Below are 23,149 nucleotides of genomic sequence, written 5' to 3'. Positions count from 1 at the left end.
AAATCCGAACGCTCGCTCAGGTTTGCTGATGGCATGCCGATATCAGGGCATATCCTTTTCACTCCGCAAGGACAGCGACGATGAGCCCGATCACTTCGGCACTGCGACTGACGCCGATCCAAACGCCACCTGCTCCCGCGCAGAACCTGATCGTTCGCCAACCCGCGAGCGTCGCCAGCGCCCCTGGCACCCAGGTCAGCCTGGGGCAGGACACCCGCATTCCCGACAGCGAGACCTACACCTCGCGAGGCACGCTGGACAGCGCGCAGCCCAGCTACACCTGGGAACAGGACGGACTGGACAAGCTGAGCATGTACATGTTCAGCGCGGTCAAGTCGTCCACCACCGCCGCCCGCTTCCAGGGCCTGGGCAGCGCCCTGGTGGAACAACTGGCGGCCAACGGCGGCCAGCGCGTCTCCCAATCCGCCTTGCAGCTCAACGAGACCGACACCACCGCGCTGAGCCTGCAGCAGGCACGCCTGCGCGAGTTCGCCAGCAATACCGTCACCCTCAGCCTCACCACTGCCTCCGGCGCCACGGTAAAACTGGGCTTGTACAACGGTGAACGGGGCCTGGCGGTCGACGCCGAAGTCCAGGGCGGCGAGCTGAACGCCAACGAGCTCAAGGGCCTGGCCGCCCTGGCCGACGGTTTCCAGTCGGCGATCAATGGCCTGACCCGGCAACCGCCGAGCCTGCAGCTCGGCGCGCTGGTCAAGCTCGACCCGAGCCTGTTCAGCGGCCTGCAGATGAACGCCAAGCTGGATTTGCCCAGCGGTGGGCAACAGACCTTCGACCTGCGCCTGGACGGCTCCACCCGCAGCCTGAAACTCGATGGCCCGAGCGGCCAGGTGCAGCTGGACCTCGATAGCCAGGGTGGTGCGCTGCTGGGCGGCAAGGCCCAGCGCCAGGCCGCCCTGGACAACTACCTGACCCAGTTCGACGATGCGCAGAAACGCGGCAAGGGCGATGCACAACTGACCTCGCTGCTCAAGGATGCCTTCAGCCAACTGAACAGCATCGACGACAACAGCCCGCGCCCGGCGGGCCACAACGACGCGGTGAACACCTACAGCCGCGCGCTGCTCAGCGGCCTGGCCGACTTCAAGGCCTCGATCGTGCAACCGTCCAGCCGCCTGAATGCGCGGCGCCTGGACGAGGAAGACCGCTTCGCCTACCAGGTGTCGCAATCGACCTCGACCAGTGGCCAGGGCACCACCATCGCCCGTCAGCAACGCCAGGAGGCCAAGCTGGACGCCGCCTGGCATTCGAGCCTGTCGTCCGCGGCCAAGCTGACCGAAGCGGATCCGTTCGACGAGAAGAACTATCGCTACCACACGCTCAGCGAAACGGCGAGCAGCACCACCGAACTGGCGTTCGTCGACAACGTGCTCAAGGAAGCCAAGGCCACCCAGGAGGCCACCAGCACCAAGCGCGTGCTCACCTACGAGGGTGGCAAGCTCGAGTCGGATGTCAGCACGCCCGAATCGGTGAGCCGCTCGCGCAACCTGCTGAACCTGCTCGACGATCTGTTCAAGACCGATGAGAAGGCCCGGCGCAACGGTAGCCAGTACGACCTCGACGCACAGCTGGCGGCCCATGCCGGGCTGTGGCAGTTGCAAACCGACCCGGCGAAGATCCACGACTGACCGAGACGCCGCCGCACAGACAAGCCCGCCCCCGCAAGGACTGCAGGGGCGGGCTTGTCTGCGCTCAGCGCAACGGCACGTAGATGTCCGTCTGCCACTGCTCGAGCGGCGTCTGCGGGTAGATGCTCAGATAATGGAAAAACAGCGGATGATCGCGCAGCTCTTCGCCACTGGCCGGTAGCCAATCGCGGTAGATCGGGTAGATCGTCTCGCCGATATGATCCGGCGAGCCGACATGCCGCACCACGGCGCAACGCCCACCGGGCAGGCCCGACTCCAGCACGCCCTGGGCGTTGGGCGCCACCGCCTCGTGGATTTCCCCACAGATGGCGAAGCGGAAGTCCTCCGGTGCCGTGGTATCCGGGTTGTTGAACGGGATGCCGAAACTGCGGCTGCTGGCCACAGGCGATTGCCCGCTGCTCATGCGCCACTCGATGAAGCGGCGCACGGTCTCGCTGACCTGGCTGGCCGGCCCGCGATGCTCCAGCGCCGCAAGGCGCACGGCGGCGAAATCGACGATTCGTACCTGCATGGTGATGCTCCTGGAAAAATGAGGGATGGCAAACACCGTGTTCCATACCTGCCAGTCGGGCCGGCGGCGGAACGCGCTGGGCGCGTGCCCGAATGCCCGCCGGAACGCCCGGCTGAAGGCTTCCGGGCTTTCAAAGCCCGCCTCCAGCGCGGCCTCCAGCACCGAGTGCCCGGGCTGGCCGACCAGCCGATGCGCCGCACGACGCAAACGCATCAGCTGCACATAGCGGGCCACCGGCACGCCCACGTAAGCGCTGAACTGACGATGGAAATGGAACACCGAAAAGTGCGCCACCACACTCAGGGCCTCCACCGACAGATCGCCTTCCAGGTTGTCCTGGATGTAGGCGAGCACAGTGTCGAAGCGGGTCTTGTAATGGGCATTGACGGACAAGCTCGGTTGCTCCTGGAATCACGGCAGGCCACAGGTTCGCCGATCCGCACCTGGGCCCGCCTAGCCGTATTTGCTCAAACATCCCTTGGTAGTCGGGCTTGCCCCGCACCGAGAACAGTACCGACGAATCTCTACTTCCTGGCCTCCAGAATCAAGTTGAACGGTGTCTGCGTCGCCCTGCGGAACTGGCGGAACCCAGCCTCTTCGAACACCGCCCGCAGGCGCGCCTCGCCCGCCTGGGCCCCCAGCCCCAGTCCCACTTCCTGGGACAGCGAGTTGGGCGTGCAGATGAAGGTGGACGCCGCATAGAACAGCCTGCCGACCGGGTTGATGTTGGCATCCAGCGTATCCTCGGCGAACGGCTCGACCAGCATCACCGTGCCGTCGTCCTTGAGCGCCCGATAGGCATGCCGCGCCGCCCCCACCGGATCGCCCATGTCATGCAGGCAATCGAAGAAGCACACCAGGTCCAGGTCGCGGCCGGGGTAGTCCTTGGCCGAGGCCTGCTGGAAGCTGACCCGGTCGCCCACCCCCGCATCGCGGGCCCGCTCGCTGGCAGTTTGCACCGACGGTGCATGGTAGTCGTAGCCGATAAAGCGCGAGGCCGGGAATGCCTCGGCCATGACGATGGTCGAGGCACCGTGGCCACAACCGACATCGGCCACCTGGGCGCCAACCTGCAGCTTGGCCACCACGCCTTCCAGTGCCGGTAGCCAGTCGGCCACCAGGAAGGTCCGATAGCCCGGCCTGAAGAAGCGCTCGGTACCGCTGAACATGCATGGATGATGATCGCCCCAGGCGAGCGCGCCGTCGCCGCGCATGGCCGCGACCAGCTTGTCCTTGTCATGGAACAGCGCCGCCAGCACCGAGGCACCACCGGCCATGTAGACCGGGGAGTCCTCCAGGGCCAGTGTCATGGCCTGCTCCTGCGGCAGGGTGAACTGCCCGTCGTGATGCACCAGGTAACCCGCCGCGGCCTGGCCATTGAGCCATTCGCGCACCAGCCTTGGCTGGCAACCGGTGCGTTCGGCCAGCGCCTCGGGGGTGACCGGCAGGCTGTCGGCCATGGCCCGGTACAGCCCGAGTTCATCCCCTAGAATGACATTGGCCAGCGTCGCCGCCGCGCCCATGTCGCCCACCAGCTTGCCCATGAATGCCTGAAGCCGTGCCTCGTCCATGACCTGCCCTCCTCTTGCCAGAAGGCCACCGTCGGCGACGTCCGGTCCGGGAGGCGGTGGTCGGATGGATGATCGGGCCGCGTCTGCAACCGACCCGGACTTTAAGTCTAGACCCGCCTGCGCTATCTTCGCCGCGCTGTCGGCAGCCCCGCCAATACCGGACGGCCGCGCCCGCGCAGCGAAGGAATTGCCTGCATGCCCTCCAGCCGTACCCTCGTCCTGATCCTCGGCGTCGCCTTCATCCTGCTCGACCAGTGGGTGAAACTGATCGCCCTGGTCGCCCTGAACAACCACAGCTATGTATTCGGCAACCAGATCGCCTGGCTCGACCTGGCCCTGAGCCTGAACCCGGGCGCGTTCCTCAGCCTCGGCGCCAGTTTGTCGCCGGGCCTCAAGCAACTGATCTTCGTCGCCGCGGTAGGCGTGGCCTGCTGCTGGGCCGTGACCTGGGCACTCAGGCACTGGCAGGCGACCCCGGTGAAGGCCGGCGCAGCCTACTTCATCGCCATGGGCGGACTGGCCAACCTGATCGACCGGGTGCTGCGCGACGGGCATGTGGTCGACTACCTCGTGCTCAACCTTGGGCCGCTGCATACCGGCGTGTTCAACCTTGCCGACATCGGCATCATGGCGGGTGCGCTGGTGCTGGCGTTGGGTGCCTGGAAGAAACCGGCCAGGGTCTGATCCCTCTTGCCAGGAGGTCGCGCACCCAGGGGCGTCCGACCTCCAAAATCGCTTGGCCAGATACTGGCCACACAAGCCCAGGAAACTTCCTTCAACTCTCAAGGCCCAGTCCGAGAGCAACTCGAGTTAATTTCACGCTACCTCAGTTTTCCTGCATTCGAGGGCAGCGCATGGACGAAGAGATAAAAGATCAGCATGAGGTCAATTCAGACGTCGCCTACTTCGAGGCTATTGCCGTCGAGAAGTTGTCCCGACTTCTAGCATCGAAGCAGTACGGCAGTTTCCTTACAGATGAAGTCATTGATGCCTTCAAAAATGTCGAAAGCTCAGCCTATGCTGGCAGGCCGCGCAAGCCACGCAGGCTCTCAAACACCTGAGAAATGTGAGCCCTGGTGTCGCGAAGCTATTGATCGCGTTTAGGCCGCCAGGTGCCTGCCGTAACCCTTGCAGCGCCTATGAGATCGAGCGCCGCCCGCGCGGCGCTCGATCTCATAGGCGCTATACCTGTTTCGCCAAGCACCTGAATCGCTATTGCCCTGCAGCCTCCAACCGCTCCAGCAGCGCATCGGCCAACGCCTTGTCGGAGAACGGGTTCTGCCCGGTGATCAACTCACGATCAACCACCACATGGGGCTGCCAGGCCTCGGCATAACTCATGTCACCTCCCGCGCCGGCCATGGCCTTGGCCGGATAGAACTGCAGGCGCTGGTCCTTGAGCGAACCTTCGAACACCTGCTCCTCCGGGTCGGAAAAGATGGTCATGCGATAACCCTGGTAGCTCCAATCTCCGGCTGCCGGGGTTTCGCCACGGGCCAATGCGGCGCGATAGGCGACCGGATCCTGCTGCGCCGACAGCAGCGTGATCGGGCCGTGGCAGATGGCGGCCGTGGGCTTGCCGGCCTGGTGGAAATGACGCAGCAAGGTGCCGACGTCCGGGTTGTTGGCCAGGTCGATCAGCGGCGCATGGCCACCTGGGATGAAGATCCCGGCGTAACGATCCAGATCGCCCGCCAGCACCTCCTTCAACGACAGCGTGTCGCGAATGTCCGGCAGGCTTTCGACCACCTGGCGGATTCGCTGCATCTCGCCGGCATCGCCGCCGAAGTACATCGGGTCGATCGAGCGTTCGTCGACACTCGGCGCATTGCCCCTGGGCGTCACCAGCACCAGCTTGTAGCCGGCCTTGAGCAAGCGGTCGGCGGGCACGCCGAACTCGTTGAGATAATAACCGGTGGGATACTGTTTGCCGTCCTTGAGCGGCAACTGGTTCTCGCTGGACAGCAGCACCAGCACTTCGCCCTTCGCGGCAGCGGCGGCGTGGCCACCCAGCAAGGCGCCGGCCAGCGCCAGCGCAACGGGAGCAATCTTGTTCATGGTCGATTCCTGATTCAGTTGAATGGCGCGATGTCCAACGGACGGGCAAGCTGCACCTGGGTCGGTGCGGCCAGCCAATCGGCGGTGGCGGCGCGGTAGGCCTGGTAATGGGTGCTTTGGCGATGGGCCTCGACGGCGGCCTCGTCGACGTACAGCTCGAACAGATCGAACGCCAGCGTCCCGCCCTCGCGCACGAACAAGTCGTAGCGCAGGTTGCCTGGCTCGGCACGGGAATGCTCGACCATCCGGCGCAGGGCCTGCTCGGTAGCGTCACGGTATTCGGGAAGGGGCTGGATGATGGCGAAAATGGCGATGGTCATGGGCGACTCCCTCAACAGGTTGGGCCCATCCTAACCATCGCGCTATGATTCGATAATTCGAAAGAACTTATTTCTGCGATCCAATATATGAATATCGGTAACAAGGATCTCAACCTGCTGCACCTGTTCCAGGTGCTCTACGAAGAGCGCAGCGCCTCCCGTGCCGCGCAACGCCTGGCGCTCAGCCAGCCGGCCCTGAGCCACAAGCTCAACAAGCTGCGCCACCAGTTTGGCGACCCGCTGTTCGTGCGCGCGCCACGCGGCCTCACGCCCACCCCCAGGGCCCACGAACTGGCACCCGAGGTGCAACAGTTGATCGGGCACCTGCAGGACTTCTTCAGCCGCTGCGACGGCGAGCACTTCCTCGAACGCCCAGTCCAGTTGCACCTGTACAGCACCGACTACCTGGAGCAGACCTTGCTGCCCGGGCTGCTGCCGATTCTTCGTGACCAAGCGCCCAACCTGACCCTGATCACCCACAACACCCGGGGCGACCTGCCCCGCGAGGCATTGGAGAAAGGCACCTGCGACCTGGCCATCGCCGGCTTCTACAGCGACCTGCCGGACACCTTCCACCAGCAGCGGCTGCTCAGCGAGGACTTCGTGGTGCTGGCCGCCGCCGACAACCCGAGGTTGGTCGACGGCCTGACCCTGGAGGCATTCGTGGCCTGCGACCACCTGTTGACGACCTTGACCGGCGATCTCGACGGCCGGGTCGACCAGGCCCTGCGGGCCCTCGGCCAGCAACGTCGGGTGGTAGCCGGGCTGTCCAGCTTCATCGCCCCCACACGCCTGGTGCGTGGCACCGACCTGCTGCTGACCTGCCTGCGCTCGCTGGCCATGGAGGCAGTCGAGCGCGACCCCGGCCTGCGCCTGCATGCCCTGCCCCTGGTGCTGCCGCACGTCGAGGTGATGCAGATCTGGCACGCGCGCACCCACGCCGATCCCTTGCGTGGCTGGTTCCGCCAGCAGGTGTGGGAGGTGGCGCAACAGGTCATTGCACCAGCTGGTTGATCTCGATGATCGGCATCAGCACGGCCATGACGATCAGCAGTACCACCGCGCCCATGACCACGATCATCAACGGCTCCAACAGCGCGGTCATGCCCATGGCGCGGCGTTCGATGTCCTTGGCCAGGCTGTCGGCGGCGCGGTCGAGCATCGGCGGCAGGTTGCCGGTCTTCTCGCCGCTGGCGATCAGGTGGATGAGCAGCGGCGGAAAGACCTTCTCCACCGCCAGCGCCGAAGCCAGCCCGGCGCCCTCGCGCACCCGCGCCGTGGCCTCGTTGACGCACTGGTCGAGGCGGTCGTTGCCCAGGGTCTGGCGCGCCGCCTCCAAAGCCCGCAACAGCGGCACCCCGGCGCTGCCGAGGATCGCCAGCGTGGAGGCGAAACGCGCCGTGTTCAGGCCCAGCACGAAGCGTCCGAACAATGGCAGGCGCAGGATCCGCCCATGCCAGGCCAGGCGCGCCGCCGGCGCGCGCAGGTAGACCCGCCAGCCCCAGAACACCCCGGCCAACAGGGCGAAGCACAGCACACCCCATTCGCGCACGAAGTCACTGGCCGCGAGCATGGCCAGGGTCAACCCGGGCAGGTCCTGGCGCGCCTGGGTGAAGGCACTGACCACCTGTGGCACCACGTAGCTGAGCAGGAAAATGACGATACCCACCGACACCAGCCCCACCACCCCGGGGTAGATGAACGCGGTGAGGATCTTGCCGCGCAGGGTGTTGCGGTCCTCGATGTAGTCGGCCAGGCGCTCCATCACCTGGGCCAGGTCGCCGGACTCCTCGCCCGCCGCCACCAACGCCCGGTAGATCTCGGGGAAGTCCCGCGGCCGCTCGGCCAGGGCATCGGCCAGGCGCATGCCGCTGCGTACATCGCCACGCACCGCGCCCAGCAACTGCGCCACATGCTTGCGCTCGGCCTGCTCCAGGGTCGCCCCCAGCGCCGCCTCCAGCGGCAGGCCGGCGGCCAGCAGGCTGGCCAGCTGACGCGTGGCCCAGGCCAGGTCGCCGTCGGACAGCTTCGCGCCGAACAGACCATTGCCCTGCCCGCCCACAGCCAGGGCCTCGACCTCCAGGGTGGTCAGGCCCAGGGCGCGCAGCTGGGCCATCGCCGCCGCCGGACTGTCCGCTTCGAGCAGGCCCTTGACTACGCGGCCCTGGGCATCGGCGGCTTCATAGCGATAGCGATTCATCAAGCGTCCCGTGTCACGCGCAGGATCTCTTCCAGGCAGGTGCTGCCACTGTCGACCCAGCGCTGGCCGTCCTCGCGCATGCTGCGCATGCCGTTGCGCCGGGCGGCGGCGCGCAGGACCTGTTCGTCCGCGCCCTGATGCACCAGGCTGCGCACCTCGTCGTCCACGCAGAACAGCTCGTGGATGCCGGTACGACCGCTATAGCCGCAATGGTTGCAGTGCGCACAGCCCACCGCACGGTACTGCCCGGGCGTGGCCGGGTCGGGCTCGCGACAGTGCGGGCACAATCGGCGCACCAGGCGCTGGGCCAGTACCCCGAGCAGCGCCGAGGCCAGCAGGAACGGCTCGACCCCCATGTCGACCAGGCGGTTGACCGCCGACACCGCGTCGTTGGTGTGCAGGGTGGCCAGCACCAGGTGCCCGGTCAGCGAGGCCTGCACGGCGATCTGCGCGGTCTCCAGGTCGCGGATCTCGCCGATCATGATCACGTCCGGGTCCTGGCGCAGGATGGCGCGCAGGGCCACGGCGAAGCTCATGTCGATGCGCGCGTTGACCTGGATCTGGCTGATGCCCGGCAAGTCATATTCCACCGGATCCTCCACGGTGAGGATGTTGCTGACGCTGGCGTCCAGCCGCGCCAGCGCGGCGTACAGGCTGGTGGTCTTGCCCGAGCCGGTGGGGCCGGTGACCAGCACGATGCCATGGGGCTGGCGGATGAGCTGGTCGAGCCGCGCCAGCAGGCCTGCGTCCATGCCCAGTGCTTCCAGGCGCAGGCGTCCGGCCTGCTTGTCGAGCAGGCGCATCACCACCCGCTCGCCATGACCGGTGGGCACGGTGGAGACGCGGATATCGATGGGTCGCCCGGCTACGCGCAGGGCGATGCGGCCGTCCTGGGGCAAGCGCTTTTCGGCGATATCCAGCTGCGCCATGATCTTGATCCGCGACACCAGCGCGCCGTGCAGCGCCTTGCGCGGCGAAACCACGTCGCGCAGGGTGCCGTCGACCCGGTAGCGCACCAGGCAATGGCTCTCGAACGGCTCGATATGGATGTCGCTGGCCTGGTCGCGCGCGGCCTGGGTGAGCAAGGCGTTGATCATGCGGATCACCGGCGCGTCGTCCTGGGCCTCGAGCAGGTCGGCGACTTCCGGGATGTCCTGCAGCAGGCGATCCAGGTCCACCTCGTTCTCCGCCGCGCCCACCACCGCCGCCGCGCTGCCGGTGTCGGCGTAGGCACTGACCAGCAGCGCGTCCATCTGCGCGTCGTCGAGCGCCTCGACCAGCACCTGGCCATGGCGCCTGCGCACTTCGGCCACTGCCCAGGCCGGGCTCGACGGGCAGCGCGACAGCACCGCCCCGGCCTCGCCATCCACCTGCAGCACCAGGCGTTGTGCCTTGGCCCAGGCGTAGGGCAGGCGGCTCAACGCGCCACCTCGTCCACCGGCACCGCGCGGATCGCGGCCCGTGGTGCGCGCAGCGCTGCCGGCTGGGCGCGGCCCTGGTCGGGCACGCCCTGCTCCACTGGCGGCAGCAGGGGCATGTCCATGTCCGGCAAGGCCCAGGAGTGCTCGGGCTTGAGGCTGCCCTGGGCGCGGCGGATGAAGTCGTAGCGGTTCAGGGTAATGCTGCGCCCGACCGCCGCATCGCGCACGATGTAAGGGCGCAGGAACACCATCAGGTTGGTCTTGTTGCTGGCGCGGCGCTCGCTGCGAAACAACGCACCGACCCCCGGCAGCCCGGACAGCCACGGAATGCCCTCGTTGGTCTGGGTGTAGCCGTCCTGCAGCAGGCCGCCCAGGACCATGATCTGGCCATCGTCGAGCAGGATGCTGGTGTCGATGGCGCGCTTGTTGGTCACCGTGCCGGCGGCGCTGGAGGCGCGCTGGTCGACGCTGCTGACTTCCTGGTAGACGTCCAGCTTGACCGTGCCGCCCTCGGAGATCTGCGGACGCACGTTCAGCCGCAGCCCCACCTCCTCGCGCTGGATGGTCTGGAACGGGTTGTTGCTGTTGCCGCCGCCGTCGGTGACGTACTGGCCGCTGACGAAGGGGATGGTCTGGCCGACGAAGATGCTCGCCGCCTCGTTGTCCAGGGTCAGCAGGTTGGGTGTCGACAGCACGTTGCTGCCACCCTTGCTCGTCAGCGCACGGGCCAGCACCTTGAGGTCGAGCACCTCGCCGATGCCCGGGATTTTCACCGTGCCATCGACCACCCCCACTGACAGCCCCTTCGGCAGCACGTCGATGCTGCTGGGTCCCTTGACCAAGCCGCTGCCGCCGAGGTTGGCGCCGCCAAACACGCCATTCTTGCCGAGGTTACCGGCCTGCCACTGGATGCCGAACTCGTTGGCGTCGTCTTCACCGACTTCGACGATCAGGCTTTCCACCACCACCTGGGCGCGGCGCTGGTCGAGCTGGTCGATGACTTCGCGCAGGCTGCGGTACAGCGGCTCGGGCGCGGAAATCAGCAAGGTGTTGGTGGTCTTGTCGGCCTGGATGGTCGCGCCACCGGCGGAGAACGCGGTGCCCTGGTCGTTCTGCTGGGTGGTGCTGCCATAGCCGTTCGGTGTCGTGCCGGCGCCCTGGCTGCTGCCACGGCTGCTGCTGGCGTTGTTGTTGGCGCTGTTGCCTTGCGTGCTGCTGCCATTGCCGTTGGCGCCGTTGCTACTGCCGCCAGTGAGCATGCCGCCTCCACTGAGCAGCGCACGCGTGGTGTCGTTGCCGGCAGTGTCACTCTCGCCGGTCAGCAGCCCGCGCAGGCTCTGCGCCAGCTTGTCGGCCTGGGCATTGCGCAGGTACACCACATGCAGGTTGCCGGCGCTGTTCTGGGCGTTGTCAAGCTTGTAGATCAGGTCGCGGGCCAGCTGAGTGCGCTCGGGGCTGCCGGAGCGGATCACCACGCTGTTCGAACGCGGGTCGCCCAGCACGCTGATCTTCTGGGTCGGGTCGCTGCCCTGGCTGTCGAGCAGTTCATTGACCATGCCGGCGATGTCGCTGGCGATCCCATTGTTGATCGCCACCACATCGGTGTCGATGGCCGTGGGAATGTCGACCCGGTCGAGGATCTGCGCCACCCGCTCGAGGTTCTCGGCGTAGTCGGTGACGACCAGGGTGTTGTTGCCGGGGTAGGCATTGATCGGGTTGTCGGGCGAGACAATCGGGCGCAGCACCGGGATCAGGTTGACGGCGTTCTCGTATTGCAGGCGGAAGGTGCGGGTGACCATGCCGTTGCCGGCGTCGCGGTCCCCCGTCACCAGTGCGCCGCCGAGCAGCTTGGCATCGGCCTGCGGTACCACCTGGGCCACACCGCCGACGTCGACCACGCTGAAACCCTGCATGCGCAGGGCCGACAACAGCATGCCATAGGCTTTGCTGGCGGGCACCTCGCCCTCGGAGACCAGGGTCAGCTGGCCCTTGACCCGCGGATCGACCAGGAACTGACGCCCCGTGGCACGGGACAGGCCACGTACCACCGCCTGAATATCGGCGTCGACGAAGTTCAGCTGTACCGGCTGGTCACCCAGTGGATTGGCCTGGGGCGGCGTCGCCACGGCGCGGCTGTGGCGCTGACCGACCCGAGGGGCAGGCTGACGCGTTGCCGGGCGTGTTTGCGGCTCTGGCTGCGCACGATGATCCAGCCCGGCCGACGAGGCGCCGGCCTCGGCCAGCGGGCGGCCCAGCTCGCTGCTGGCCAGGGGGCGTTGCGCGATCGGCGCGCTGGCGCAGGCACTGAGCGCCAAGGCCAGGAGCAAGGGCGCGAACGGCAGTCGCGGTGAACGGAGGCACGTCATGAAGGGTCCTTAGCGCCATGCGCCTGATCCATGCGAAGAGTTCCGGAGAAGGTCACCGGGCTGCCCGGCTCGGCAGCCGGATCGCGGCGCAGCGCCAGTTGGCCGGTGTCCAGGCCGAGCCGTGGCGGCACGCTCTGCAGCCAGGCCATCGCCGCTTCGGCCGGGGCCCGCTGCCAGCTCAGGCGCCAGGCATCGCCCTCGCCATCGAGCTGTGTCTGTGCCAGCAGGCCGGCCTGTTCCAGGCTTTGCCGCAATGCCAGGGCGGTATCTGCGGGCCGCTGCGCCAAGCGCTCGCCGAGCAGTGCGTCGAGCGCCTGGGCCTGGCCGCGCAGCTTGGGTGTCTCGGCTTGCCAGTGGTCGATCCGGGCCAGGGCCGGCTGGACCAGCACCTGCCAGCAGAACAGCACGCCGAGCAGACCGCCGCCCAGGGCGACGGCGCGGCGCTCCCGCGCGGCCAGGGCCTGCCAGCGTTGCCGCCCCTGCGCACGCAGGGTAGCCAGGCGCGCCTTAATCGACATGGGCCAGCTCCTCGCCAGACGGATTGGCCGCTCGCAGTGTCCAGCCCTGCCCGCTGGCCTGGCCGTCGATGCCACGGGCGGCAAGATCAGCCTGCCAGGCGCTGTCCGCCGGGACCTTGCCGCCGTCGGGCAAGGGGGTAATACGCAGCTGGCCATCCTGGTAATCCATGGCCTCGACATTACCGGCCAGGAACGGCATGACCTGCCCGGCACCCTCCAGCAATGCCGTCAGCCCCGCCGCCGCGCTACCCTGCCCGCCCTGCAGTTGCTGGCGCGCCTGCTGCAACGGGTTGAGCACCACCGGCAACTGCGGGAAGGCCGTGCGCACCTGTGTGACCATGCGGGTACGCAATGCTTCGCCCTCTCGAATCAGGTGCGCGGCGTAAAGATTAAGGCCCAGGCACCAGACCAACGTTGCCGCCGCCCAGATGCCCAACGTGCGCCCCCAGGCCATCGGCTTCGTCGGCCCGGCCAGCCCGCCGCACAGATCCGCCGCCGACAGGGCATCGTCCTGTCGGGCGTACAATCCAGCCGGCCTGATGCCATCGGCCTGCAACCACGCCTGCAGCCTCGCCAGTTCCGTCAACCCGAGCCAGGCCACCGCGACCTGCCCATCGGCCCGACGCGGCCCATGCGCGACATGGACCTGCCCGGCATCACCCAGTACCAGCCCCTGCACCGCGCAGCACACCGCCGACATCAGACGCTTGCCGGCCAAGGGTGGCATGGCGATCTCCAGGGCCAGGCTATCCTGCTCGTGCAGGTGCAGACGCCAGGGCGCGCCCTTGGCCTGCCGAAGCAACTGTCCACGGCTCGCCTGCCCGTGCCGATCAGCCAGGCGATACTCCAGCACCGACGCCTCGTCCAGTTCGGCCAGCGGTGCCAGCCATACCTCCATGACCGTGCTCATGCGCCCACCCGGCGCCAGATGACATCCGGCAACTGCCCCTCGCGCTGGCGCAGCAGCGCCTGCAGGGGAAGCTCGCGACTGCCCAGGCGCGCCAGGCCATGCAGGCGGAACCAGTCGCTGTTGATCCCCACCCGGACGTTGGCCATGGCCAGGGATGGCATGCGCAGGCGATTGACGAAATCGCCGCGATTGATGAACCAGCGCCCGCCGTCACGTTCAGCCACCAACGCCGCGGCCTGCTGCAACGACAGGCCCGGCACCTGAGCGGCAAGCACTTCGGCACTGGCGGTGTTGCCGTTGACCCAGGTCAGCGCCGGCAGCACCGTGACGAACTGGCGCAGGCGCGCCAGGGCTTCGCCATCCATGCCCTTGAGCCCGGCCAGGGCCTCGACGCTGCGCAACATCGGGCGCCTGGCCGGCAACGCTTCGTCGGCGCTGGCCGGTGAAGTCGCACGGCCGCTGGCCAGGCCCAAGCCGGCATTGGCGGGAGTGGCCAGCGGACGCTGTGGATAGCTATCGATCACCTGCCCGGCAATGGCCGTGGCCAGTCGCTCATTGATCCCGATCAGCGCGCACAGACGCTGGAAGGTCGCCAACGCCTCGGCGTCCACCTGGCCATCGACCACCAGGTTGCGCAGGTTGAACTTGCCCTGCTCGTCTTCCAGTTGCCCATCGAAACGCACGCTGGCGGACGGCACATCGCGCATCGGGCGTGACCAGGGCTGGCCGCCGCGCACCAGCGGATCGCGCTGGCGCTGTTCGAACAGCACCTGGCGGCTAAGCTGCAAGCCGCCTTCCAGGGCCCATTGGCCCTGCAATGCCAGCTGGCGATTCTCCGCCTGACGGGTCAGCAAGCCCTGACGCTCGATCATGCCGGCGGCAATCACCGCCACTACCGCAGCGATCAGCAACGCACTGATCACGGCCATGCCCTCCTGGCGCGCCATGGCCGGTCACAACTGCCAGGAGCCGAGGTCGGCATTCACCCCATCGCCGCCGGCCTGGCCGTCGGCGCCGAGGGAGAACACATCGATCTCGCCGTTGGCGCCCGGGTTCAGGTACTGGTACGGGCGCCCCCATGGGTCATTGGGCAGGCGGTCGAGGTAGGCGCGCCATTGGCCGTCCTTGGCCTGGGCCGGTTTTTCCACCAGCACCTTCAGGCCCTGGTTCTGGTTGGGGTAGGCGCCGTTGTCCAGCCGGTACAACTTGAGTGCCTGCATCAGCCCGCCGATATCCTGGCGTGCTGCGGTGGCGCGGGCCTGGTCGGGGCGATCAAGCACCTTGGGCACCACCATCGCCGCAAGAATCCCGAGGATCACCACCACCACCATGATCTCGATCAGGGTAAAGCCTTGCTGGCGGATACGCTGGGCGGGCATGTTGCGGCGGTCGATCTGCATCTCGGCATTCCTTGCGTGAGTTCGAATCGGGGGCCGATTGTGGCAAGCCGGTATGTCACGGATATTGAAAAAGCTCGGGAGTCGGCGTCGTCAAACCGTCATCGCACCGCTCTACAGTGCCGCTTTGGCCTGCGCGAATGGAGTTCCCGTGCGCACCACCGAGGACGGTTTCACCCTGATCGAAGTGCTGGTGGCGCTGACCATCGTCGCCGTGGCCATGGCCGCCGCCGTGCGTGCCACCGGGTTGATGACCCAGGGCAACGGGCAGTTGCGCGACAAGGGACTGGCCCTGCTGGCGGCCCAGGGGCGCCTGGCCGAACTGCGCCTGGAGGGCGGCGCGAAGGCAGGCGTCAGACAGTTCGAATGCGACCAGGGGCGTTTGCGCCTGCGCTGTGAGCAACGCTTGTCGCGTGCGCCGGGGGCGATGCTGGAAGTGTCACTGCTGGTCTTCGACCGCCAGCGCGAAGGGCCGGCGCTGGCGCGATTGCAGACGTTGGTGGGTCAGTGAATGTGAATCGGACGCCTTCGTGAGAGCGAACTCGTGGGAGCGGGCTTGCCCCGCGATAGCGCTCGCCCAGGCAATCGCTATCGCGGGGCAAGCCCGCTCCCACCGCATCCTTACAGCCAGGCCTTCAGGGATGATCCTTACAGCGAGGCGCGCACCTCAGGATGCCCCTCCTCCACCCGCGCCGCATACCGCTGCGCCAGCACCGCGCAGACCATCAGCTGGATCTGATGAAACAGCATCAACGGCAGGATCATCGCCCCAATGCCGCCCCCCACGAACAACACCTGCGCCATGGGCACGCCTGTCGCCAGACTCTTCTTGGAACCAGCAAACAGGATGGTGATGCGGTCCTCGACATTGAATCCCAGCACCCGCCCGAGCAAGCGCGTGCCCAGCAACACCACCGCCAGCAGGATACCGCACACGGCGAACAGCCCGGCCAGGTGCTGCGGCGACACCGTATGCCACAGACCGGTGACCACCGCTTCACTGAAGGCGGTGTAAACCACCAGCAGGATCGAACCCTGGTCCACCACCTTCAGCCAACGCGCATTGCGCTTGACCCAGGCGCCGATCCAGCGGCGGGCGACCTGCCCGGCGACGAAGGGCACCAGCAACTGCAGGGTGATCTTCAGCACCGCGTCCAGCCCGGAGCCGGTGTCGCCCGAGGCGCCCAGCAACAGCATCACCAGCAGCGGCGTCAGGAAGATCCCCAGCAGGCTCGAGGCCGCCGCGCTGCAGATCGCCGCCGGCACGTTACCCCGGGCCAGCGAAGTGAAGGCGATGGCCGACTGCACCGTGGCCGGCAAGGCGCACAGGTACAGCACGCCCAGATACAGCTCGTTGCCCACCAACGGCACGAACAGCGGCTTGAACGCCAGGCCCAGCAACGGGAACAGCACGAAGGTGCAGGAGAACACCAGCAAATGCAGGCGCCAGTGACCGGCACCGGCGATGATCGCCTCGCGCGACAGCTTGGCGCCATGCAGGAAGAACAGCAGGCCGATGGCCAGGTTGGTCAGCCAGCCGAACAGCACCGCCCCCTCGCCGGAGCACGGCAGCACGGTGGCGATGAACACCACCCCGAGCAGGGCCAGGGTAAAGTTGTCGAACAGCATCCGTAGATATCTCATCACAGTTTCCGTCTTGTCTTTGTGCAAGCCTGGACGATAAGGTCTTGGCCCTTGTGCCGCTAACGCCGGAACCCCTGTCGGTGTCGCCCAACGGACACCTCGCTTCGCCACGCCCCTGATCCACGACAAGGAACGCCCCACCATGAAACGCCCCCCACGCCTGCTGCTGGCCGCCACCCTGATGCTGGCCGCGCCGCCGCTGCTGGCCAACGACCTGCAAGCCACCGTCGATGACGTGATCCCGGCGCTGATGCGCGAGCGAGGCATCGCCGGCATGGCCGTGGCGGTGTATGCCAACGGCCAGTCGCATTACTTCAACTACGGTCTGGCCGACAAGGCCAGCCGCCAGGCAGTGAGCCGCGACACGCTGTTCGAGGTCGGTTCGGTGAGCAAGACCTACACCGCTACCCTCGCCGCCCTGGCCAGCGCCGAAGGCAAGCTCGACTTGCAGGCCCCTGCCAGCCGCTACCAGCCGGCCCTGGCCAAAGCCTCGATCGGCAGCGCCAGCGTGCTGGAACTGGGGGCCTACAGCGGCGACTGCCTGCCCTTGCAGTTCCCCGATGAGGTGCAGACGCCGGCCCAGACCCTGACCTGGTTCCAGCACTGGCAACGCCGCTTCGCGCCCGGCACCCACCGCTGCTACTCGAACCCCAGCCTGGGCCTGTTCGGCGACCTCGCGGCCCGCGCCCAACAGCGGCCGTTCGCCGAACTGATGACCCAACAGGTGCTGCCCCGCCTTGGGCTCAAGCACACCTATCTGGAGGTGCCGGCCAGTGCCCGCGGGCTCTACGCACAAGGCTACGACGCCAAGGACAAGCCGGTGCGGGTCAACCCGGGCCCCTATGCCGAGCAGGCCTATGGCATCAAGACCAGTGCCAGCGACCTGCTGCGCTATGTGCAGTTACAGCTGCAACCGGACACCCTCGACCCGGTCATGCGCAAGGCCATCGCCATCACCCAGTCCGGTTACTTCAAGGTCGGCGCGATGACCCAGGGTCTGGGCTGGGAGCGCTACCCCTACCCGGTCAGCCTCGACACCCTGTTGGAATACAACGGCGACAAGATCATCCGCGGAGAAAACCCGATCCAGGCGCTGAACCCGGCGCTGCCCGCCGAGCCTGCCGCCTGGTACAACAAGACCGGCGCCACCGGCGGCTTCGGTGCCTACGTGGCGTTCGTGCCGTCCAGGCAGATGGGCATCGTGCTGCTGGCCAACCGCAACTACCCCAACGAAGAACGCGTGCGCGCCGCGCAACGCATCCTTTCCAGCCTGGAGCCGTGACATGCTGAAGATCCTTGGCAAGGCCTCGTCGATCAACGTACGCAAGGTACTGTGGACCTGCGCCGAACTGAACCTGCCGTTCCAGCGCGAAGACTGGGGCAGCGGCTTTCGCACCACCGACACGCCCGAGTTCCTGGCGCTGAATCCCAACGCCATGGTGCCGGTGATCGTCGATGGCGACTTCGTGCTGTGGGAGTCCAATACCATCCTGCGCTACCTGGTCAACCAGTACGACGGCGAGGCGCTCTACCCCGGCGCCCCCCGCGCCCGCGCCGCGGTGGACCAATGGCTCGACTGGCAGGCCACCGACCTCAACGACGCCTGGCGCTACCCGTTCATGTCGCTGGTGCGCCAGTCGCCGGCGCACCAGGACCCCGCGCTGCTGGCCGCCAGCAGCGCCCAGTGGACGGCCAGGATGCGCCTGCTCGAAGCACGCCTGCAGGCCACCGGCGCCTATGTCGCCGGCGACGCCTTCAGCCTCGCCGACGTGGCCATCGGCCTGTCCCTCAACCGCTGGCGGCGCACGCCCCTGGAGCACCCCGAGTTGCCGGCGCTGGAGGCCTATCATGAGCGGCTGCGCCAACGCCCCGGCTACCTCGAGCACGGCGACAACGGACTGGCGTGACAGAACCGGCAGGATTGTCCGACAAGATGTAGTGAGCAAAAATAATCACTACAAACCTGTTGACGCCCTTCCCGCGCCTTGTGCATGATGAGGCCGTCTCCCCGATCGGGAGCGGTGGCAAGGGTGTTCCAGACGGCCTGCGCGGTAACGCAGGCCGTCCGTGGAGAGGGAAACTGCCCAGAAGGCAGCGTGAGAAAGCCCCTGTTGCGATGCTGCTGTAGCAGCCTTGGTTAGCGCGCTACATGGTGTGGCGCCGAATGTGAACTTCAGCCGAACTTCACCAACGAATGAGAGTAATGGGGGCTTTATGATGAACTTGAACAACAATCCAACCATCGACCAATTGGCCCGGCTGTTCGCCGCACGCAAGGACAGCCTCGACGACCACCTGCTGTGGGTCAGCCAGTCCGGCGAGGTCCGTCTGGATCGCCTGCCGCCGAACACGGTTGAAGCCGAATTCGAATCGCACATGCCCAGCATGCGCGCCCGCTTCAAGGTCTACCGCCGTGGCCAGGGCTACGTCGGCAGGAAGGCCGCCGCCGACACTTCCTTTGTCGGTCGCGTGCTGCAGACCCTGCAACAAGAATGGCCCGCCGCCCGCGAGCGGCAGGCAATCAAGGTGATCGACTCGCTGAACTGAATGCCTCGGCAGTCCACCGTTGCTTGAGCCCGGCCCGCAAAGGCCGGGCTTTTTCATGCCTGATGGCCAGCCCTTTCACAGGCAACCGATCCGCAGACTGTTGTACCATCCCGCGCCTTTGATCAAGGAAGACGCGCCATGCGCCGTTTGCTGTTCCTGCTGTTGCTCCTCAGCCTGACCTCCTGCGCCCCGCGCCTGCCCTCCCCGCCGGCTCCCGAACCCGCCGCCCCGCCCCTCACCCTGCTCGATCACGGCCGCTTCCGGCTCTGGTACGACTGTCAGCGCGGCGAGCCGCACCGCTTCGCGTTCACCCTATGGAAAGACCAGGGCCATTTGCAGCGCATCGACAACTTCCGTATCGACCGTAGTCTGCCCGAGGGCTGCAGGGGTCAGTTCTCGGCCAAGGCTTACTCGACTCCCAAGGGTTACCACCGCGGACACCTGGCGGCCAACAATCATTTCGACGACGACCGCGTGGCGATGGATGCCTCCAACCTGATGAGCAACATCGTTCCGCAACTGGCTTCACACAACAGCCGCACCTGGTACCAGACCGAGCTGCTCACCGAGTGCTACCGCGACCTGCACCCGGTGACGGTGATCGGTGGCGTGGTGTTTGGTCATGCCGGCGCGGCACTGGACAACGACGCCTTTGTCACGTCCCACGGCATTGCCACGCCCGAGGTGTTCTGGAAGGTGCTGCTGACCGAGGATGACCAGGGCAAGCCCCAGGTCATCGCCTGGTGGATCCCGCACCAGGCCGGGCTGGGCACCGACCTCGACCCATACCTGCGCAGCGTTCGTGAAATCGAGGCGTTGCTCGGCCCGGGCGAGGCACCGATAGAGGTGCCGGAGGCCCTGAAAGACCAGCGCCCGGTCCAGACTTGGCCAATACCGGCCGGCTGTGATCGACAATAAACCGGTCGACGGACAGGCTTGAGGGAGGCAAGAAATGGCGTAAAGCCATCACCCAACGTATGCTGCCCACTCGCGAATGGCCCCGATTGCCGATCCCAGGAAAGGATTCTTCATGCGTACCCGACTGCACGATTTCGACTACGATTGCCCCCTATCGATCCTTATCGGCGAAAACGGCAGTGGCAAGAGCCAGGCCCTGGCGGATATCGCCGAGGCCTACATCAGCAAGAACCGCACGGTCATCGCCATTGCCAACTGCCCGTTCGACAAATTCCGTGACAAGGGCAAACGCTATTTCTTCATGGGTGGCCGCTATGGCCAAACCTTCCTCTCGATCGCGCTGCAACGTGTCATCGCGTCGATCAAGGAACCTTCCGATACCCGTTTTCTGATCGGTAAGGTACTTGAGCGCCTGGGATATGAGCCTCGCATGGGCATCTGCCAGGAGAACGCCAAAGCTCGAATCGACTGGTTCGACCTAGGAAGCAGCCAGTCTTCCGAGAGTCTCTCGCGGTATTCGGACAAAGGGGCGTGGACACTGAATCTGTACAAGGACGAACTACGCAACTGGCCGGCGATATTCCTGCACAAGGGCAACGAACAATTCCCGCTGGAGCAGGCGAGCTCCGGTGAGATCCAGTTGATCACGACCCTGGCCTTCATTGCTTCCCACATCGACAAAGATGCGGCGATCCTGATCGACGAACCGGAAAACAGTCTTCATCCACGTTGGCAGCATGACTACATCAAGAGGCTGTTCGACCTCTTTCACTACCACAGGCCCAGGGTGGTCATCGCAACCCACTCACCGGTCATGGTCACCACCGCGCCCCACGCCGAAATGCCCTGGCAGGCCTATGCCGTCAAGAACAACGCCCCCCGCCCCCTGGACTGTGGCGACGAAGGCATGGAGCAAGTGCTATGGGACGTGTTCAGGATGCTGACGCCACGCAGCGCTTTCCTGTCCCACCATATGACCACCCTGCTGCACCGCCGGCAGCAGGGCATGCTGACTGAACAGTTGTTCCACCGTGAGTTCGATGAATTGGAAGCCGCCGCCGCACATGACGGCAAGCAACTGCTGCTGATTCGCAAGGCGAGGATGCTCGTATCATGACCACATTCACCTACACGATGGATGAGCACCTGAGTATCGCCAGGGCACTACAGGTCGGCACCAGACCTCGCCCTTCGGCCAGAGAAATCTGGGAATCCGCCCATGTAGCACCGATCAAGCGACGGCTCAAGGCGCACAAACGCCGTGAACAAGGCGAGCGCTGCTGTTATTGCCAGAGACCTATTGGCGGCGAGTACAACATGGTGCTGGATATAGAGCATGTATTGCCAAAGAGCCAGTTCAATCATTGCATCTTCGACCTGCCGAACCTGGCGGTGGCCTGCGCCAAATGCAACAGGAAGGTCAAACGCGCACGACTGGACTTCATTGACCCGGCATTGCTGCGCATCCCCAGAATGCACAAGAGCCTACTGTTCAACCCGGATCATTACCGCATTGCTCACCCGAACCTGACCGATGCCTACAAGCATCTTTCCATAAACGTTCACCTGGTCGGACGGAGCACCTTGTTTCACTACGACCTGATCACCCCCATGGGCAAATACATGTACGACTTTTTCGAACTCCATGAGTTCGAGGCCGAATCCATCAGCCACGCCCAGGGCATACCCGCCCCGGTGAACGAAGACCTGCACGAACAGATCAAGGCAATTGAGCGGGAGATCTACGGTTGAACGCAGCGGCCTCGCTGCGCAGCGCCATTGACTGGTAAAGACTCGCGTAGCGTTCCAGCAAGACCCTGGTTTGCAGCAAGTGCACGGACAATGGCGGGTCCCAGGCTGGAGTCGCTTCCAGTGCATGCACCTCGAAGGCGCGACCCGGCAGCCACATTTCCAGGGCAATGGGCGGTTCGCCCGACGCAGTCGCGGATAGATGGCAACGCAGCAGCAAAGCGTAGATTTCCAGGTTGGTGAAATCACGTTCCTCCTTGGTCGGTGGCTCGTCTTCTTTCTCCTTCGGCCGCTGCCAAAGGGGTTGCGGGTAATACTTGAAGTCGACCACACGCCACCGCTCGCCAGCGTTCACCACCAGGTCGGGGCGCCGATGCAGATGGTTGCGCGAGAACACCAAGCGCTGCGCCCCTTGCCAGCGCGCCATGTCCCTGGGACCGCACAACCCGCGGGGCAGATGTTCGAAGTCACAGTTGTGGATGGTGGTGTCGGCATTTTCGGCCAAGGCATGACACAGGCACATCGACTCCCATACCGCCCAGAATCCTTTAACGCCCCAAACCAGGCCAGGTGACTGCTCCACGCTGCTCGCACCCTGCAGGTAGCGCGCCAGGGCATCATGCAACCGGCAGTAGGTGGCATCCCTTGGCGTGGCCTGGCGGTCGATGCGCCACAACAAGTGGCTGAGCCGCTCGCGGCAGTGCTTGATCTGCTCGGCATCACCCAGGTAGAGCGAGTCGTCTGCCGCCAGGTAGCGGTGCTGGAAGTCCTCCGCCAGGGCTATTCCATCTCGGAAGAAGCTGCCCCAGGCGCACTGAAGATCCACCTGCAGCAGGTGCTGGTAGAAGTCCCGTGCCAGAAAACAATAGAGCCCCACGATTGCCTGTTTGCCCAGGCCCATTGTCCGACGCATGCCTGGTACCCGGTCCAGATACGGGATGTCGCCTTCGTCGAAGAGCGCACGGGACAGGTACCGGTCGAGTCGCTGGACGTCCTGAGGAGACGTCATGCCAGGATGCGCATGCAAGGACACTATGCTGCGAGGGTCCACCTCATCGAACAGCTCGTCGAATGCCAGCATGTCGACAAACCCCGCCCCGTTACCCGCTGCCTGCGCGCCACCTTTGCCATGCCGCTCCACGCCATCCCTGGCCGCCATGATGCGCTCGCCATGTCCGGTGCGGCGAAATACGGCAAACATGCGGTAAAGCAGCGAAAAGACTGCGGTAGGTGATAACCCGCTGCAGTCGAGACCGTGAGGCACCTTGAGCAGAGTGCGTCCTTCGGCGCTCAGGAACAGGCCAATGTCCTTATCGCCTTCGACGATTTCAAGCGCTTCGCATAGCATCCTG

At 65.8% G+C, this 23,149-nt stretch carries 24 protein-coding genes; 11 read left to right on the top strand and 13 right to left on the bottom strand.

The window, feature by feature from the left end; genetic code table 11:
• Positions 1 to 80 precede the first annotated feature (80 nt).
• A complete protein-coding gene (locus ACZ899_RS03595) occupies positions 81 to 1,646 on the top strand; it encodes a hypothetical protein (RefSeq protein ID WP_234562905.1) in 1,566 nt (521 codons plus the stop codon).
• Between the two features lie 64 nt (positions 1,647 to 1,710).
• Here ACZ899_RS03595 and ACZ899_RS03590 read toward each other — a convergent pair whose 3' ends face one another.
• Entirely contained in the window at positions 1,711 to 2,571 is an 861-nt protein-coding gene (locus ACZ899_RS03590; protein ID WP_234562904.1) for an AraC family transcriptional regulator, read from the bottom strand.
• Positions 2,572 to 2,702: 131 nt separating this feature from the next.
• Positions 2,703 to 3,749, bottom strand: coding sequence for a class I SAM-dependent methyltransferase (locus ACZ899_RS03585; RefSeq protein ID WP_234562903.1), 1,047 nt, complete (start codon positions 3,747 to 3,749; stop codon positions 2,703 to 2,705).
• A gap of 195 nt (positions 3,750 to 3,944) precedes the next feature.
• Between ACZ899_RS03585 and ACZ899_RS03580 the strand changes: the two genes are divergently transcribed.
• Entirely contained in the window at positions 3,945 to 4,433 is a 489-nt protein-coding gene (locus ACZ899_RS03580) for a signal peptidase II (protein ID WP_234562902.1), read from the top strand.
• 170 nt (positions 4,434 to 4,603) lie between these two features.
• Complete coding sequence (locus ACZ899_RS03575; protein WP_203652342.1) at positions 4,604 to 4,810, top strand: hypothetical protein; 207 nt, start codon at positions 4,604 to 4,606, stop codon at positions 4,808 to 4,810.
• 151 nt (positions 4,811 to 4,961) lie between these two features.
• Here the strand turns inward: ACZ899_RS03575 and ACZ899_RS03570 are convergent, their stop codons facing one another.
• Together ACZ899_RS03570 and ACZ899_RS03565 are read right to left on the bottom strand one after the other, a co-directional pair.
• Positions 4,962 to 5,807, bottom strand: coding sequence for a type 1 glutamine amidotransferase domain-containing protein (locus tag ACZ899_RS03570; RefSeq protein ID WP_203652341.1), 846 nt, complete (start codon positions 5,805 to 5,807; stop codon positions 4,962 to 4,964).
• Between the two features lie 14 nt (positions 5,808 to 5,821).
• On the bottom strand, positions 5,822 to 6,127 hold the full coding sequence (locus ACZ899_RS03565) for a putative quinol monooxygenase (protein ID WP_203652340.1): 306 nt from the start codon (positions 6,125 to 6,127) through the stop codon (positions 5,822 to 5,824).
• 87 nt (positions 6,128 to 6,214) lie between these two features.
• Between ACZ899_RS03565 and ACZ899_RS03560 the strand changes: the two genes are divergently transcribed.
• Positions 6,215 to 7,141 carry a LysR family transcriptional regulator gene (locus tag ACZ899_RS03560; protein WP_203652339.1) on the top strand — a complete coding sequence of 309 codons (927 nt, stop codon included), beginning with the start codon at positions 6,215 to 6,217 and terminating at the stop codon, positions 7,139 to 7,141.
• Here ACZ899_RS03560 and gspF read toward each other — a convergent pair.
• The 7 genes from gspF to gspG are packed head-to-tail and all read right to left on the bottom strand — an operon-like array spanning position 7,122 to position 14,942.
• Positions 7,122 to 8,327, bottom strand: coding sequence for a type II secretion system inner membrane protein GspF (gene gspF, locus ACZ899_RS03555; protein WP_232855564.1), 1,206 nt, complete (start codon positions 8,325 to 8,327; stop codon positions 7,122 to 7,124). The two genes, ACZ899_RS03560 and gspF, sit on opposite strands and share 20 nt — an antisense overlap.
• Complete coding sequence (gspE, locus tag ACZ899_RS03550) at positions 8,327 to 9,748, bottom strand: type II secretion system ATPase GspE (RefSeq protein ID WP_234562901.1); 1,422 nt, start codon at positions 9,746 to 9,748, stop codon at positions 8,327 to 8,329. Before gspE ends, gspF begins: the two co-directional genes overlap by 1 nt.
• Positions 9,745 to 12,114 carry a type II secretion system secretin GspD gene (gene gspD, locus ACZ899_RS03545; protein ID WP_234562900.1) on the bottom strand — a complete coding sequence of 790 codons (2,370 nt, stop codon included), beginning with the start codon at positions 12,112 to 12,114 and terminating at the stop codon, positions 9,745 to 9,747. Before gspD ends, gspE begins: the two co-directional genes overlap by 4 nt.
• Positions 12,111 to 12,632, bottom strand: a complete 522-nt coding sequence (gene gspM / locus ACZ899_RS03540) for a type II secretion system protein GspM (protein ID WP_234562899.1) — start codon at positions 12,630 to 12,632, stop codon at positions 12,111 to 12,113. Before gspM ends, gspD begins: the two co-directional genes overlap by 4 nt.
• The gene (gspL, locus tag ACZ899_RS03535; RefSeq protein WP_234562898.1) at positions 12,622 to 13,542 is read right to left on the bottom strand and encodes a type II secretion system protein GspL; all 921 of its coding nucleotides are present in this window, start codon (positions 13,540 to 13,542) and stop codon (positions 12,622 to 12,624) included. The genes gspM and gspL overlap by 11 nt, the downstream gene beginning before the upstream one ends.
• Positions 13,539 to 14,471, bottom strand: a complete 933-nt coding sequence (gene gspK, locus ACZ899_RS03530; RefSeq protein ID WP_234562897.1) for a type II secretion system minor pseudopilin GspK — start codon at positions 14,469 to 14,471, stop codon at positions 13,539 to 13,541. Before gspK ends, gspL begins: the two co-directional genes overlap by 4 nt.
• 24 nt (positions 14,472 to 14,495) lie before the next feature.
• Positions 14,496 to 14,942 (bottom strand): type II secretion system major pseudopilin GspG, encoded by a 447-nt coding sequence (gene gspG, locus ACZ899_RS03525; RefSeq protein ID WP_203652333.1) that lies wholly within the window; start codon positions 14,940 to 14,942, stop codon positions 14,496 to 14,498.
• A gap of 148 nt (positions 14,943 to 15,090) precedes the next feature.
• On the opposite strand from gspG, the gene gspI reads away from it, so the two are divergent.
• Positions 15,091 to 15,450: a type II secretion system minor pseudopilin GspI gene (gene gspI, locus ACZ899_RS03520; protein ID WP_234562896.1), complete on the top strand. Its 360-nt coding sequence runs from the start codon at positions 15,091 to 15,093 to the stop codon at positions 15,448 to 15,450.
• A 137-nt stretch (positions 15,451 to 15,587) separates the two neighbouring features.
• Here gspI and ACZ899_RS03515 read toward each other — a convergent pair whose 3' ends face one another.
• Positions 15,588 to 16,583, bottom strand: coding sequence for a bile acid:sodium symporter family protein (locus tag ACZ899_RS03515; RefSeq protein ID WP_234562371.1), 996 nt, complete (start codon positions 16,581 to 16,583; stop codon positions 15,588 to 15,590).
• Between the two features lie 142 nt (positions 16,584 to 16,725).
• Between ACZ899_RS03515 and ampC the strand changes: the two genes are divergently transcribed.
• The 6 genes from ampC to ACZ899_RS03485 all read left to right on the top strand — a co-directional run bounded on the left by ampC (position 16,726) and on the right by ACZ899_RS03485 (position 21,800).
• Positions 16,726 to 17,865: a class C beta-lactamase gene (gene ampC, locus ACZ899_RS03510; RefSeq protein ID WP_234562372.1), complete on the top strand. Its 1,140-nt coding sequence runs from the start codon at positions 16,726 to 16,728 to the stop codon at positions 17,863 to 17,865.
• Position 17,866: 1 nt separating this feature from the next.
• Entirely contained in the window at positions 17,867 to 18,490 is a 624-nt protein-coding gene (locus ACZ899_RS03505; protein WP_232855573.1) for a glutathione S-transferase family protein, read from the top strand.
• Positions 18,491 to 18,797: 307 nt separating this feature from the next.
• The gene (locus tag ACZ899_RS03500; RefSeq protein WP_186714050.1) at positions 18,798 to 19,130 is read left to right on the top strand and encodes a hypothetical protein; all 333 of its coding nucleotides are present in this window, start codon (positions 18,798 to 18,800) and stop codon (positions 19,128 to 19,130) included.
• A 138-nt stretch (positions 19,131 to 19,268) separates the two neighbouring features.
• Positions 19,269 to 20,048 (top strand): DNA/RNA non-specific endonuclease, encoded by a 780-nt coding sequence (locus ACZ899_RS03495; RefSeq protein ID WP_234562373.1) that lies wholly within the window; start codon positions 19,269 to 19,271, stop codon positions 20,046 to 20,048.
• A 112-nt stretch (positions 20,049 to 20,160) separates the two neighbouring features.
• Positions 20,161 to 21,165, top strand: coding sequence for an AAA family ATPase (locus ACZ899_RS03490; protein WP_234562374.1), 1,005 nt, complete (start codon positions 20,161 to 20,163; stop codon positions 21,163 to 21,165).
• A complete protein-coding gene (locus ACZ899_RS03485) occupies positions 21,162 to 21,800 on the top strand; it encodes an HNH endonuclease (protein ID WP_232855576.1) in 639 nt (212 codons plus the stop codon). Before ACZ899_RS03490 ends, ACZ899_RS03485 begins: the two co-directional genes overlap by 4 nt.
• Here the strand turns inward: ACZ899_RS03485 and ACZ899_RS03480 are convergent.
• Entirely contained in the window at positions 21,769 to 23,145 is a 1,377-nt protein-coding gene (locus tag ACZ899_RS03480) for a hypothetical protein (RefSeq protein ID WP_234562375.1), read from the bottom strand. The two genes, ACZ899_RS03485 and ACZ899_RS03480, sit on opposite strands and share 32 nt — an antisense overlap.
• Positions 23,146 to 23,149 lie beyond the last annotated feature (4 nt).

The organism is Pseudomonas sp. TE31087 (assembly GCF_057284075.1).
This window is presented reverse-complemented; position numbering and strand designations above follow the sequence as displayed.

What these genes read in the sequence shown, in the direction of transcription:
- gspM (WP_234562899.1), bottom strand. Translation starts at nt 12,632, where the DNA reads ATGTCGATTAAGGCGCGCCTGGCTACCCTGCGTGCGCAGGGGCGGCAA.
- ACZ899_RS03560 (WP_203652339.1), top strand. Translation starts at nt 6,215, where the DNA reads ATGAATATCGGTAACAAGGATCTCAACCTGCTGCACCTGTTCCAGGTG.
- ACZ899_RS03565 (WP_203652340.1), bottom strand. Translation starts at nt 6,127, where the DNA reads ATGACCATCGCCATTTTCGCCATCATCCAGCCCCTTCCCGAATACCGT.
- gspD (WP_234562900.1), bottom strand. Translation starts at nt 12,114, where the DNA reads ATGACGTGCCTCCGTTCACCGCGACTGCCGTTCGCGCCCTTGCTCCTG.
- ACZ899_RS03595 (WP_234562905.1), top strand. Translation starts at nt 81, where the DNA reads ATGAGCCCGATCACTTCGGCACTGCGACTGACGCCGATCCAAACGCCA.
- ACZ899_RS03505 (WP_232855573.1), top strand. Translation starts at nt 17,867, where the DNA reads ATGCTGAAGATCCTTGGCAAGGCCTCGTCGATCAACGTACGCAAGGTA.
- ACZ899_RS03570 (WP_203652341.1), bottom strand. Translation starts at nt 5,807, where the DNA reads ATGAACAAGATTGCTCCCGTTGCGCTGGCGCTGGCCGGCGCCTTGCTG.
- ACZ899_RS03490 (WP_234562374.1), top strand. Translation starts at nt 20,161, where the DNA reads ATGCGTACCCGACTGCACGATTTCGACTACGATTGCCCCCTATCGATC.
- ACZ899_RS03480 (WP_234562375.1), bottom strand. Translation starts at nt 23,145, where the DNA reads ATGCTATGCGAAGCGCTTGAAATCGTCGAAGGCGATAAGGACATTGGC.
- ACZ899_RS03500 (WP_186714050.1), top strand. Translation starts at nt 18,798, where the DNA reads ATGATGAACTTGAACAACAATCCAACCATCGACCAATTGGCCCGGCTG.
- gspL (WP_234562898.1), bottom strand. Translation starts at nt 13,542, where the DNA reads ATGAGCACGGTCATGGAGGTATGGCTGGCACCGCTGGCCGAACTGGAC.
- ACZ899_RS03495 (WP_234562373.1), top strand. Translation starts at nt 19,269, where the DNA reads ATGCGCCGTTTGCTGTTCCTGCTGTTGCTCCTCAGCCTGACCTCCTGC.
- gspK (WP_234562897.1), bottom strand. Translation starts at nt 14,471, where the DNA reads ATGGCCGTGATCAGTGCGTTGCTGATCGCTGCGGTAGTGGCGGTGATT.
- gspG (WP_203652333.1), bottom strand. Translation starts at nt 14,942, where the DNA reads ATGCAGATCGACCGCCGCAACATGCCCGCCCAGCGTATCCGCCAGCAA.
- gspF (WP_232855564.1), bottom strand. Translation starts at nt 8,327, where the DNA reads ATGAATCGCTATCGCTATGAAGCCGCCGATGCCCAGGGCCGCGTAGTC.
- ACZ899_RS03485 (WP_232855576.1), top strand. Translation starts at nt 21,162, where the DNA reads ATGACCACATTCACCTACACGATGGATGAGCACCTGAGTATCGCCAGG.
- ACZ899_RS03580 (WP_234562902.1), top strand. Translation starts at nt 3,945, where the DNA reads ATGCCCTCCAGCCGTACCCTCGTCCTGATCCTCGGCGTCGCCTTCATC.
- ACZ899_RS03585 (WP_234562903.1), bottom strand. Translation starts at nt 3,749, where the DNA reads ATGGACGAGGCACGGCTTCAGGCATTCATGGGCAAGCTGGTGGGCGAC.
- ACZ899_RS03575 (WP_203652342.1), top strand. Translation starts at nt 4,604, where the DNA reads ATGGACGAAGAGATAAAAGATCAGCATGAGGTCAATTCAGACGTCGCC.
- ACZ899_RS03515 (WP_234562371.1), bottom strand. Translation starts at nt 16,583, where the DNA reads ATGAGATATCTACGGATGCTGTTCGACAACTTTACCCTGGCCCTGCTC.
- ampC (WP_234562372.1), top strand. Translation starts at nt 16,726, where the DNA reads ATGAAACGCCCCCCACGCCTGCTGCTGGCCGCCACCCTGATGCTGGCC.